Raw genomic sequence first — 13,722 nt, forward strand, 5'->3', positions numbered from 1 at the left:
TATGCCACCAGCAGCGCGTTTAACCGATATGCACCAGTGCCCGATGCAAACGCCCGGCCTGCCGCCGATCCCGCATGTCGGTGGCCCGGTGATTGGGCCAGGAGTACCCACAGTGCTGATTGAAAAACTGCCCGCAGCCGTATTGGGTGACAGCTGCGTGTGCGTGGGCCCGCCAGATAGCATTATTAAAGGTTCTGCCACAGTAATGATTGGCGGTAAACCGGCCGCCCGGCTCGGTGATACCTGTGCTCATGGCGGTGCAGTAATCATGGGTGCGCCCACCGTGATGATAGGAGGCTAAATGAGCGCCGAGCAACCGGATAACGCATTTTTAGGCATTGGCTGGGCTTTTCCGCCCGGTTTTGGCCGTGGCAGTTGCCACAGCGAAATGGTGACAGATCAGCAGGATATAGAGCAAAGCCTGCGCATTTTGTTTTCTACCCGCCCCGGTGAGCGGGTAATGCAGCCGGAATATGGCTGTTCCTTGCAGCGCTATGTATTTAGCACTCTGGATGAGCATGCACTGGCCAATATTATTGATGCCATCAGCCATGCGGTGCTGTTTTTTGAGCCGCGTATTCAGCTACTGCAGGTAACGCCAGATTTGCAGCAGATTTTTGATGGTGTGTTAATGCTGCAGCTAAGTTATCAGATCCGCGGCACTAACAGCCGGCACAATATGGTGTATCCGTTTTACTTACTTGAAGGCACAGAGGTGGCGCAGTGACAGTCGGCCTAAGCTCATATGCACACTGGCCGGCATTGTTTCATGCTGATGGCACGGCACAAAGTGAGCAGCGTTATGCGCCGCTGCAAAGCGATTATTTTCAGCCCGACACGCTGAATTTTAACCAGTTGCTGAGCCTTGCCGCCGGGCTGGCAGAGAATATTCGCTTTGTTGATCTGGACGGCAGTACGCAGGGCAACTGGCGCCAACTATTTAGCCGCAGCGAACCGGCCATTCTGGCACAGATAGCCGCACTGGATGCAAACCGGCTGCAACAGGACTTGGAAATACTGCAGCAACAAACGCCGCTGAGGCAATTTAATTTTGTAATGACGCTGCTACAGCAATATCACCAGTGGTATCACCAATTGCTGCAACTGGGCTCTGAATCTGCCGTGATACTGGCCGACAAATTACACAGCAGCTGGCAAACCCAATTGGCGCCTTATTTGCCGTTGTTACAGCAAGCCACAGCAAGCCTGCCCGGCACGGCAGACTTTACTGCGTTGCTGCAGTTTGCGCCGGCAAGTGCTGCAACATGCAGTGTGGATGAAGCGCTACAACGCAGTGCGGCAGGTAGCTTGCAACTATGCCGCTATTTGCAGCAGGAAACCGCCGGGCAACTTAACCAGTTATTGCGTTCACAGCAAAATGAGCCGGCGTTGGCACTGTTTCTGGCATTTTTACGCTTGTATCAGGGCAACCAGCACCAGCTAAACCAGTTAACTGAGCGTCATCTGGCATTTTACTATGATGACTGCCTGAAAATGCCCTGGCGTAAACCGATAGCGCAAAGTATCTGGCTTAGCCTGCAACCTGCGGCAACTGCAGTATTATTGCCAGCCAACACCCGTTTTAGTGCCGGTAAAACAGCCGACGGTACGCCGCTGTTGTTTCATACTACCGCTCCACAATACCTGCAGGCCGTGCAGGTGCAACAGCTATACAGTTTGAGTTTGCTCAGCAGTAAACGTATTTCACCCGAACAGGAACTGGGTTTTGTCAGCCGTATTTACAGCAGTGGCGCCAGTATTGATGCATCCGGCGGGCGGGCGCTGTTTGTGGCGAATGACGACATACCCCGTATGCCGGGGTTCGCCATAGTGTCGCCTACTTTGCAGCTGAGCGAGGGCGAGCGCTGTATAGAGCTGCAACTGCGCTTAACGCCGCCGCAGCAACTGGCTGCCAGGTTAACTGAGTTGCTGCAGCGGGCAGATTACAGCTGGCCGCAACGTTTACAGCAGGCGTTGGCGATAATTTTAACCACGCTGGACTATGCAATATTGCCATCACAGTTGCAGCAGGATGCTACTGTGCTTGCCAGCAGCCTGCCAGATTTACCGGTAATGCCGGTGGCAGCGCGCTGGCTGGCGTTTTATCAGCAGGTACTGCTGCTGTTGCTGCTGCGTACCGAACAACAGCCAGAGTTCAGCCGCTTGTTCGGGATGTTGTTTAGTTACTATCTGTTTGGCCCCGACAACTGGTTAAGCGCAAAAGACAGCCAGGCGGTGTTGGCGAAAGCTGAGCTGCTGGCACTGCAAAATGGCAATGTGCAAAGTTACCAGTGTGTGCAGCAATTGCTGAGTGACGACAGGATGACGGTGTTTTACCGTTACTGCAGCGACTTATTTTTATTATCGCTATCTACCGCCACTGGTTTTGTCAGTGTGGCTGAATATTCTATCCAGCCGCTGGGCCCGGCTACACTGGGGCTGCAGTTACGTTGTCAGCTTAGCAGCAGCTTTGCCGCGATATGTGCTTTTAACGACACTGACGCCAGTATGCGTCTGACATTAAACCCCATGGCGAAGCTGTGCGGTTACTCGCTGTGCAGCCAGTTTGACATTGCGCAATGCCGGCTTGAAGTAAGCGTAAAAAATGCCCGCAGCCTTAACCTGAGTAATCAGCTGGGGCCACTGGATGCCACTAAACCGTTTTGGCCGTTTGGCCCGGTACCACTGCCAGGCAGTTATCTGTTGTTTAACCACAGTGACTGGCAACACAAACATTTACAGCAGCTTGAACTTGAACTGGACTGGGCTGAACTGCCGGTTGCCAGCGAAGGGCTGGCCGGCCATTATGTGGCATACGGTGAAGATATCAGCAACTACAGTTTTAAGGCCCGGCTGGCGTTGTTGGATCAGGGCCGCTGGCAAGAGGTAACTGAAGATTATCAACACCAGGCCGAGTTTTGCCTGTTTGCTGCAGCGCACAGCCATGCTCCGGTGCAGCCTAAGCAGCAACTGGTTTTCAGTGCTGTCAGTGGTTTCAGGTTAACGGCGGCACAGGCTGCCCAACCGTATCATCCTGCCGCCAGTCAGGGCTTTTTCCGCCTTAGCCTTAGCCAGCCGGTCAGCGGTTTTGGCCATGGCCGTTATAGCACAGCCCTGAGTGAAACCCTGCTTTATAACGCTAAGCACAAAAAACCGCGGCCATTGCCGCAGCCGCCCTATGCGCCGCTGTTGCAACTGCTAAGTGTAAGTTACAGCGCTTATTGCGATATTCATACCAGCCGTGATCCCGCCAGTGGCAACCGTGATCGCTTGCTGCAGTTGTATCCGTTTGGCCAGCGCCAAAGCTACCCCAGCGCCCGGCGTGATGCTGTGCGGCTATTGCCACATTTTGCGCATCAGGCTTATGTGTTTATTGGTTTAACCGGGGCCAGTGTTAGCGGCCAGCTTAGTTTGTTATTTGATATTGAACCCGCCAGCGGCAGCAGCAATACCGTACCGGAAAATGCGCTGCGCTGGCAGTATCTGCATGATGATGAATGGCTGGATTTCACCGATCAGGCGCTGCTGACAGATAGCAGCCGTGGCCTGACATCAAGTGGTGCTGTGATATTGCAATTGCCGCATGCCCTGCAACAACAGCATCAGTTAATGCCCTCGGGACAGGCCTGGTTACGGCTGTGCTGCGCCGGGCAAAGCCGGCGCTATGGCAACCTGAGGCGCATTATGCCAAATGCCGTGCAATTACTGGCAACAGAGCCATTGCCCGATGCCGCTATGCTAAGCCACAGTGCCTTGCAGTGGGCGCTGCAAAGCAAGCAGGCAGGTATTACGGTTAGCGGTTATTTGCCCGTTTTACAACAAACCCCGCGTGAGGAAAGCAGCGTAGCCAGAGTGCAGCGTATTGCCGAACGCTTAAGCCACAAGCAACGCGCCAGCACAGCATGGGATTTTGAACGCCTGGTGCTGCAGGCTTTTCCGCAGTTGGCTAAGGTAAAGTGTTTCCCTAATGCCGCGCTGGAGCAAAACAGCCTTATGAGCGGCCGGCTGTTGCTTATTGTGGTGGCAAAACCGCCGGGCTGTCAGCATCAGGCTTGCCAGCGCAGCCTGGTTAGTGGCGAGTTGCTACGCCAGATTAAACACTATGTCGCAGCGCTGGCATCGCCTTTTGCCAGCATCGAAGTGGCGAATCCCGGTTTTGAACAGTTACAGGTACGCTGTGCTGTGCAGCTTAATCAGTCCTTACACAGTGGCGACGGCTTGCAGCGCCTGCAGCAGGCCCTTTCTGACTATCTTTGCCCGTGGCATGAACAGGGGCTGGATGCGCGCTTTGGCTGGCAGTTAAGGCCACAGTTAGTGCAATCTTTTATTCAGCAACAACCTTACGTTGACTACGTGACAGACTTTTCTCTGCTGCATATCAGCCAGTATGGCAGCCGTCAGTATCAGTTACAGGACAGTGCCAGCTACCAGCATACCGAACAACTGGTATTACAGCCGGTGCGGCCCTGGAATTTACTAACACCGGCGCGGCAGCACAGTTTACGCGTGCTGGCAGTGCCTAAACCTGAACTGGCGCAGCGCACCGGAGTTAGCGAACTGGAAATTGGCCATACCTTTATTATTCAGCAGGAAGCACGCGATGGCTAAACGTAACCGTAATACGCTGAAAAACTTTTTCCGCGATGGCGCTATGCCTTCGGCGCAGGAATTTTCTGATCTGATTGACTCGTCATTAAATACACTGGAAGACGGTTTTGATAAATCGGCCCGTTATGGTTTTGAAATCACGGTGCTGGGTAAACACACCGAGTTACTCAGTTTTTTCCGCGATAACCTCAGCGAGCAGCCGGTGTGGAGTATCAGCTTTGACGAGCGCAGCAATGCGCTGCAATTTAAGCATGTTGATCAAGCCCTGCTAACCCTGACACCCCAGCAACGGCTGGGGATTGGCACCGCTAATCCTGCCAGCACGCTTGAGGTTGCCGGTGTGATCACGCAGCAGGGGCGGCAGGGGTATCAACCCACCGGTAAACGCCAGGTGCTGGCCAACGGGCAGTGGCATGATATCAGTGGCCCTTTGCAGGGCTGTCAGGCGTTTGAAATAATGGCTGGTACCGGTAATAAAGGCACGGGCAAGTATGCCTTGTTGCAGGCAGTGGCACTTAACACGCATAACCCGGGTGGCTGGTGGTTTAATTTTCTCAACCGTAAAAAACGTATTCGTGTGCAGCAGGCGTATTATTTGTCACGCAGCAGCAAGCTGGATTTACGCTGGCAGGCGCTGGAGCAGGGTTATTGTTTGCAGTTGCGCTCGCGCACGGATCTGGGAGCTAATATTCGCATCAGCTACTACCTGACCCAGCTCTGGTTTGACGCCGATATGAGCCAGTGCTGGCAGGATCCTGCCAGTGGCCGCGGAGGCACCGGTGGCTGAGTACAGTATTAAGCGGCGCCAGACGCACGAGAAAGACAGCTTTACAGCCTTAAAACAGCAAGCGCTGGCCGATATTCAGCAACTGGCCGGTAAACGCTGGACCGACTACAACCTGCATGACCCCGGTATTACCTTGCTGGAGCAATTATGTTTCAGCCTGACAGAGCTGCAGTACCGCTGTAATTTTTCTATGGCTGATTTGCTCAGTGGCCCGGATGGCAAAATAGACTTTGCCGCCCTGGGCCTGGTATCGCCAGAACAAATTCTCAGCAGCAGGCCAACCACCGCTGCCGATTACCGCCGTTATCTGTTGGATCAGCTGCCGCAGCTGGCCGACATTTATTTACTGCCCGGCGCTGTATTGGGCTTATACCGCGCTGTTGCCGTGGCAGCCCAACCTGATGAGCCAACGGCCCCCCTTATTGCCGCTATCAGGCGCTGTTACAGCGCACAACGCAATTTAGGTGAGCAACTGGGGCAGATAGATATTATTGCTCCGCTGTACTGTGAGCCGGTGGCAGAGCTGGATGTGCAATCATCTGCAGATGCGGTAGAGCTGCTGGCAGAATTTTACTACCGCTGCCAGCAGCTGTTGCAGCGCAGCAGTGCCCGGCGCAGTTATACCGATTTGCTGGCACAGGGCGCTGATTATGAACAGCTGTTTACCGGGCCGCTAACCGCAGGCGGCGTGCTGGAATATAGTGAAAGTGAACAGCGCCAGTTGCATATCACCGACTTTTTTCAGCCACTGCAGCATATTGATGGCGTAGTGCAACTGCGGCAGTTTCATCTGCGCTGCGGGGGCAACCCTTGTTACGATAATTTGCCATTGCAACAAGGCTTACCGGTATATTATTTATCCTTGCCTGATGCTACGCATCCACCGCAGGTACGCCTGAGTATGGGCAATAAGAGCATCAATATTGACTGGCCGGCAGTGGTGCAGCGTTACCAGCAAAAGCGTTTTCATCAATACAGCCGCTGGCAAACAGATATCGCAGCGCTGTGTCCGCCACCGGCTGGCCGTTACCGGGCGTTAGGGCGCTATCATTCCTTGCAGACACTGCTGCCGCAAAATTACGGCTTGCAACGGCCGCTGGCGCAAAGTTCGCCGCGGCAGTTGCAGCTAAAAGGCTACTTAGTGTTATTTGAACAGTTACTGGCTAATTTTCTCGCGCAGTTGCAGCAGTTGCCTGCACTGTTTTCACCGCAGCATATTACACAAAGTTATTATTATCAGTCGTTGCAAGATGCCGGTATCCGCGATCTGGATGCGTTGTTATACCAGCAAATGGACACCACCCAGGCGCAACTTTACCAACGGCTGGACAATGTGCTGCAGCGTAAACACCGGCTGCTGGATTATTTGCTGGCGCTGTATGGTGAAAGCCTGCATCAGCACAGTCTGCAGCATTTTGATTACTACCACACAGCGCAGTCAGCGGCACTTAGGCGGTTGCAGCAAAAAGTCAGTTATTTACAGCAGATTGTGCTGATGACGCGGGATCGTGTAGCCGCGCCGGATCATCATGCGCCGTTGTGGCGTGATGCAGTGGGCGGCTTTGTGCGCAAGCAGGCATTGGTGCTGGATCTGGCGCAAACGGCCCAGTCATTAACCACGGCAGTGCTGCAACATAAGTTGCGGCTGCGTAGTGATACTGATCAGCTGCAGCAGCTTTATCTGGATGAAACCAGCAGCAGCGCCCTGGTGCTGCAGCAAGTGCCACCGCTGCGTTTACGCTACGCCGCGGATAGCCAGGCGCTGCGGCGTAAACTGGACGACGCCTGTTGTTTTGATGGTAACTGCCTGCCTGAGATCTTGCTGCAAACGGGTATTCAGCTAAGCAACTACCGTATTTTGCTGCAGCAAAACCGCTATCAGGTGTTACTTAAGGTGCCACATAGCAGGCAGGATGAATGGTGGCTGGTCGGCAGTTACCGTTATTATCGCCGGGCATTAATTATGGCCAACAGCCTGGTGATGTTTTTATCTTATGTCAGCCGTGCATCTGAAGGCCTGCACGTAATGGAACACCTGTTATTGCTGCCGCCAGCAAACAGCGATGCGGAACTGCCTGCTCCATTTTATGCAGGCAATATCAGTATCTTATGCCCGGCCTGGACCGCACGTTTTGCCGATGCCGGTTTTCAGCAACTGGTGTGCGAAACGCTGCAAATGAACTGCCCGGCGCATTTAAACTGCCGGGTGTTTTTTCTTGATTTTGCCCAAATGAACCGGTTTGAGCGCTTGTTTAAATACTGGCGCTCGGCGCTAAAAGCTGATCGGCAAGGTGCGGATAAACAACGCCGGGCACTGGCGCAGTTTATTTACCGCTTAAACCAGCCTGTGGAGGATGCCGATGCACCAGCTGATGCAGGTTGAGCTTGATTTTCAGTGCCATTCAACAACGATGGCACAGTGGTTTAACGCAGCTGGCGAGCAGCTGTTTGTTGACGAGCTGCTGCCTTTGGCCCAGCAGGTACTAGATGAGTTTGACACCGGTATGGCTGTGCGGCTGGATGAAATTCAGCTGCAATTGCCGCCGCTGCATTTGCCTGCTGATCGCTATGTTTTGCAGCATTGCTTTCGCGAAGCACTGCGCCAGCAATTATGGTTGTTATTGCCAGCGGCTGTGCCGCAGCCAGATGTAACGAAACAGCCAGGTTTAACTGCTGCGCAACAACAGCAACTGATCATGGTGTTACAGCAGGCCGACAGTAAAGCATTACAGCAACACTGGCCGTTGTATTTGCAGCACGCGGCACAATTGCTAAGCATACTGCGGTATCTGGCCAGCCACAGTAATGTATGCCAGGCCCTGGCATTTGGTTTAACGGATGCCATGCTGGCGCAACTGCTGCAGTTGCTGGCGCCGTCAGAGCAACGCTTTATGCTGCAGCTGATGGCTCAGCCGCAGTTATTCAGTGTGGTGCCGGGCAGCAGCAAAGCGGATTTTCGATATCAGCCCGCACCGTTACCACCGCCGGCACTGCAGCAACGGCAGCGGCATTTATGGCAGTTTAGCCTCAGTTACCTGCTGGTAGAGCGCGGCAGCCAGTTTAACCGGCGCAGTTACCTGCATTATTTACTGCGTAAAATGGCCGCACATGACAATTTATCGCTGCAAAGCCTGGTGCAGCATATGTTGCTGACTTTGCAGCACAGCCGTCAGCTGTTTGCCCGTCATAGCCCGTTATTACTGCAACTGACAGAGTTACTAACCGGTATGGCAGATGCTCCGTTACAGCCGCCGGGGGTAATTAAAATAGCCTCTGCTAAAGAGGTTCTACAAGGTGGTTTAACAGTATCTCAGCATCAGCAACTCCTATTGGCATTACGTTTGGCAGACAACACAGCCTTGCAGCGAAACTGGGCCTTGTACCTGCAACATAGCGCTGAATTGCTAACCATACTGCGGCAACTGGCCAGCCATAGCGACTTATGTCAGGTGCTGGCCTTTGGTTTAAACCATGCCATGCTGGCGCAGCTGTTGCAACTTCTGGCGCCGTCTGAGCAGCGGTTTATGCTGCAACTTATGGCACAACCGCAGTTATTCAGTGTGGTACAAAGCAGTGTTAAAACTCAGCCTCAATCTCAATCAGCGCCATTGCCGCCAGCAGCATTGCAGCAACGCCAGCGCCATTTATGGCAGCTTAGCCTGAGTTATTTGCTGGTAGAGCGTGGCAGCCAGTTTAACCGGCGCAGCTACCTGCATTATTTGCTGCGCAAAATGGCCGCGCATGACAACTTGTCGGTACAAAGCCTGGTGCAGCATATGCAACGGGTATTACAGCGCAGCCGCCAGCTGTTTTCCTGGCACAGCCCGTTATTGCTGCAACTGACTGAGTTGCTGGCGGGTATTGCAGAGCCTGCATCTTTGGCAACCGATGGCCTGGCCGACAGCTTTAGTGCCTTACCGGGTTACTTTAGTTATCGTTTGGCACAGCCGGTAACCGCCTTACCTCAGGTTGGCACAGCGCGGCCAGCACAGCGCAGCGCGTTACAGCATCAGGCCAGACGATGGCGGCAGTGGCAGCAGTTGTTATTACTTGGCCAGCTTACACTGGCGCAGCAGCGGCAGTTTAACCTGCTGCTGCGCCAATTATTGCAGCAACCCAATGCCCTGTGGCTGGACGGTTTACGCCAGCAGTTGTCTGGCAGTTCGTTATTAGCGCGCCTGGTGCAGTATGCGTCTGACGATCATTTGCAGCGGTTGTTTCAGCAGTTACAACCTGCCAGCTTTGCCAGTATGCAGCCTTATACCAGCCTGCTGCAGTGGGGGTTAGGTGGTATCAGCCTGCCGTTGCCATTATATCGACAGGCGCGCTGGCAGCCACTGTTGCAATGTAGTCTGCAGCGCCAGCCACTGACATTGCCATTGTTAATAAGCCAATTACAGCAGTGGTTAGAGGCTGAAACCGGCAGTGCTGCCAGCCGCACGCTGTTGCAGCAACTGGCGCAGCAACTGCAACATTACACCGCTAATTCGGCACAGGGCAGCAGGCCACAATTGCTACAGCAGTTAAAGGTACAACTTGCTGGCATGGCCGCTACAACTACTTCGGCAGCGCAGCCGGCTTTAGCCTTAGCGCCAAAGGCTGCGGCATCTGGCCTGGCGGTGTTATCGGCATTGCCACCGGTAGTAGTAGAGGGTGTAGTACAAGAGCATACCACTGGCGGGCAAGCACAGGCACAAACACACTGGGTTGCCAACGCCGGTATAGTGCTGGCAGCGCCTTATATACCGATGTTACTGCAGCGGCTGGGTTGGGTATCGGCGCAACGGTTTACCAGCACGGAACAGGCCTGGCAGGCGTGCGCTTTATTACACTATATGACCACAGGACACTGGCAGGCGGAACTTGTACCGGACTACTGGCAGCAATGGCCGTTGCCTATGTTGCTAAGCGGCGTACAGCCGCCTTGTCCGGTAGGGTTTGTGCCACAGCTGAACGGCGAAGCACTTGCCATGGCTGATAGCCTGCTGGCAGGCATACTGGCACAGTGGCCAAAGCTGGCCAGCAGCTCAGTAACCACGTTGCGCGAATGTTTTTTACAGCGTGGCGGTACACTGGAGCGCGCTGGCAATGGCTCCGGCTGGCAACTGCAACTCGACAGCGGGCCTTACGATATGCTGCTCGACGGCTTGCCGTGGTCCTATTCGCTGATCCGTTATCCGTGGATGCAAGGAGAAGTGTATGTTCACTGGCGCGGTTAAACTAAGAAACGACGTAACGCCTGATAACGCCGCCTGCATGCAGCAGGAGCTGGACTGGCTGGCGCGTTGTATTGAGCTTAGGTTGCATAGTTATTTTCAGCAACAGCCGCTGAATATGCTGCAACAGGCCCCAACCCCACAACTGGACGCTGCGCAGGGCAGTTATGCCGCTTTTGTTATTAAACAACAGCTGAGCGCGGCGCAGCGGCTGATCTTATTGCTGGCGCTGGCACCACATTTACAGCCGCAATTACTGGATACCTTTTTTGTCCGTAATGAGAACCTGGCGCGTAATTTCAGTGAATTTGGCGGCTGCAACAGTAAGCAGCATCAGGGGTTTTTGCCCAGTGCGCAAACGGCAGCATTTTTGCTGGCCGCTAATGATTTATCTGCCCGGTTGGAGGTAATACAACTGCTGCAGCCAGACCAACTGCTGTGCCGGGAAAATATTATCCGCCTGCGCCACGACGTGGCAGAAGAGCCTTTTTTAAGCGCTCAGCTAACGGTTAGTGCAGAATATTTGCAGCTGTTTTGTAGTGGTACCAGACAAAAGCCCGATTACAACATTCACTTTCCGGCCAAGCTGCTTACCACGCCGTTAAACTGGCAGGATTTGGTATTACCGGCCGCAGTAATGGCTGAGGTGCAGCATGTTATCGGCTGGGCAGAGCATCAGCATACGGTAATGCAGCAATGGCAACTGGGCCGCAGTATAAAACCCGGTTACCGGGCGTTGTTTTATGGCCCGCCCGGTACCGGTAAAACCCTTACCGCTACCTTAATTGGCCAGCAAACCGGTGCCGATGTTTACCGGATAGATTTATCTGCCGTGGTATCCAAGTTTATTGGTGAAACCGAAAAAAACCTTGCCACAGTGTTTGATCAGGCGCAGGCGCGACACTGGATTTTGTTTTTCGACGAGGCCGATGCGTTATTTGGCAAACGTACGCAAACCAGCAGCAGTAACGACAGATACGCCAATCAGGAAGTATCTTACCTGCTGCAGCGCATTGAAGACTTTCCGGGCGTAGTGCTGCTGGCCAGCAACCTTAAAGCCAATATTGATGAAGCTTTTGCCCGCCGTTTTCAATCGATGGTGTACTTTCCGTTACCGGATATCTCTGAGCGTTTAAGGCTTTGGCAGCATATTCTGGGAGAGCATGTTGCACTGAGCAGCGATGTCGATCTGAATTACCTGGCCCATGAATTTGAGCTGGCTGGCGGCGCTATGACCAACGTAGTGCGTTACGCCGCAGTGGCTGCGTTATTACGCAACGATAAAGCCCTGACGCAAGCTGATTTACTGCAAGGCATAAGCCGCGAGCGGCGCAAAGAGGGCATGATGGTATGACACAGTTACTGCGCCTGTTTACTGTTGTATGGCTGGTGGTATGCAGCTTAGTGTTGCCGGTAAGTGCGGCTATGGCTGCAGCTACCCCGGCTCCGGTCAGTGCTATTGGTTACTACCAGCTGACAGAGCAGGATTTGGCACGTTTGCAGCAGCAAGCCGAATTTGCCAGTCTGCCACCTGCTCAGTTTGCGCAGCTGAAAACGTTACAGCAGCAGATTTTTCGCAATCAGCGCATTATGTCAGTAGCGCTCGATAGCATCGGTTTTGCTGCAAGCATTGATAAAACCGCTTTGCCGCCTGACGCTGCAGAGCAGGCAAAGTTACGCCAGTTGGTATTTAACAACAGCTTTAAAGCTGGCCACTGGCCTGAGCAAGCACCGTTGCCGCTGAATTTACAACCCTCGTCCCGCTGTGGCTGTGCGCCGGAAATTGTTAAACAGGAACGCTTTACCAATTTCAGCTATGGTTTTGTGCCTTACTGGCAAAGTGGCACTAATCAGATTACATTCAGTGCTTTTAACCGCATTGGCTTATACTCGTTTACCCTGGGCGATGACAATCAGCTGTTAAGCCCACCTAACTGGCGCAACAACCGCCATTTTAATGACTTTATCAACACCGCTCAGGCCCACAATACTTATCTGGATATCGTGATTACCGCTTTTGACCGTATCAGCTATCGGGAAGTTGATCTGCACCGTTTGCGTCAGCAATTAGTGACTGAACTTACCACACCGATGGCCGGTTTTGCGCTGAATAACCTGCAGCCCTGGCTGAGCTTTGGTGCCAGTTCGCGCCGCACTCTGGCCGATGGCATTACCTTTAATCTGGATTTAACCGCGCTAACGGCAGCAGAGCAGTTAAATTTCATTACTTTCTTACGTGAACTGCGCCTTGATCTTAAGCTGCCGCCACAGGCTACCAATACCGATGGGTATTTTATTAACTTAAAGGTACCGGCCAAAGCGGTATTAAGCGGTGCTAAGTTACCGGAAGAAATAGCCAACAGCATGCCGGCACTAACCTTATACAACTCAGATACGCTGTACGCACCAGACAAACTAACCGCACTGGCGCCATTGGTAAACCTGTTGCTGGTGCAGTTTGACCATAGCATAGAAGCCAAATTAAGCAGTCACGTGCCCAGTGGGCAGGACAAATATCCGTTTCGCCGTGAAATGAAGTTGTTAAAAAGCGCAATAGATGCAATGCCCGATACCGACAAAGCTAACTTACTGCTGGAAAAAATACTGCCGCTGTTTGAGGTTTTACCGCTACAGCAAAGCGGCCAGTTGGCCACACAGGATCTGCGCAATGACTTAACCTATGCCAACTGGAATTTCAGCGGCGCGGCTTTTTGGACCCTACCGCTGACCAGCAGCCAATATGCCGAAGTGCAGCGAGCTTTTGCCATCCAGGACAGTTATGGTTATCAGCAATATATGCAACAGATATGTGACCGGGTATGCCCTAAACGCTGGTTCTGGCGTTTGGTGCTGGTGCTATTGCTGCTGGCGGTGGCAGCGCTATATCTGCTGGCTACGTTGTTTTACTACCCGTTGCAACGCTGGCTGGAGCATCCGGCTATGCTGTATGGCGTACCCGGTGTATTTACTATCGGATTACTACTGATTTTGTCCTGTGACCCATACTGGCATCAATTTCAGGCACTGATTTTAGTGGCTGTGCTGGCATTTGTCGTGCTGGGTCTGATGTTATATCGCCGCTTACAGCAAAAGCGGGAACATTATCCCTAA

At 53.2% G+C, this 13,722-nt stretch carries 8 protein-coding genes; all 8 read left to right on the forward strand.

Annotated elements, in window-relative coordinates:
* Window position 1: 1 nt before the first annotated feature.
* The 8 genes from AR688_RS03705 to AR688_RS03740 are packed head-to-tail and all read left to right on the forward strand — an operon-like array spanning window position 2 to window position 13,722.
* Window positions 2-301, forward strand: coding sequence for a PAAR domain-containing protein (locus AR688_RS03705; protein ID WP_068229277.1), 300 nt, complete (start codon window positions 2-4; stop codon window positions 299-301).
* The gene (locus AR688_RS03710; protein ID WP_068229279.1) at window positions 302-727 is read left to right on the forward strand and encodes a GPW/gp25 family protein; all 426 of its coding nucleotides are present in this window, start codon (window positions 302-304) and stop codon (window positions 725-727) included.
* Window positions 724-4,608, forward strand: coding sequence for a hypothetical protein (locus tag AR688_RS03715; RefSeq protein ID WP_068229282.1), 3,885 nt, complete (start codon window positions 724-726; stop codon window positions 4,606-4,608). Before AR688_RS03710 ends, AR688_RS03715 begins: the two co-directional genes overlap by 4 nt.
* Window positions 4,601-5,395, forward strand: a complete 795-nt coding sequence (locus tag AR688_RS03720) for a hypothetical protein (protein ID WP_068229285.1) — start codon at window positions 4,601-4,603, stop codon at window positions 5,393-5,395. Before AR688_RS03715 ends, AR688_RS03720 begins: the two co-directional genes overlap by 8 nt.
* Window positions 5,370-7,778, forward strand: a complete 2,409-nt coding sequence (locus tag AR688_RS03725) for a hypothetical protein (protein ID WP_068229291.1) — start codon at window positions 5,370-5,372, stop codon at window positions 7,776-7,778. The genes AR688_RS03720 and AR688_RS03725 overlap by 26 nt, the downstream gene beginning before the upstream one ends.
* Window positions 7,756-10,614, forward strand: coding sequence for a contractile injection system tape measure protein (locus tag AR688_RS03730; RefSeq protein WP_156420200.1), 2,859 nt, complete (start codon window positions 7,756-7,758; stop codon window positions 10,612-10,614). The genes AR688_RS03725 and AR688_RS03730 overlap by 23 nt, the downstream gene beginning before the upstream one ends.
* On the forward strand, window positions 10,595-11,965 hold the full coding sequence (locus AR688_RS03735; RefSeq protein ID WP_068229296.1) for an ATP-binding protein: 1,371 nt from the start codon (window positions 10,595-10,597) through the stop codon (window positions 11,963-11,965). Before AR688_RS03730 ends, AR688_RS03735 begins: the two co-directional genes overlap by 20 nt.
* Window positions 11,962-13,722: a hypothetical protein gene (locus AR688_RS03740; RefSeq protein ID WP_068229299.1), complete on the forward strand. Its 1,761-nt coding sequence runs from the start codon at window positions 11,962-11,964 to the stop codon at window positions 13,720-13,722. Before AR688_RS03735 ends, AR688_RS03740 begins: the two co-directional genes overlap by 4 nt.

Source organism: Rheinheimera sp. EpRS3 (assembly GCF_001513785.1).
In the GTDB taxonomy this organism is placed as follows: Bacteria; Pseudomonadota; Gammaproteobacteria; order Enterobacterales; family Alteromonadaceae; genus Alishewanella.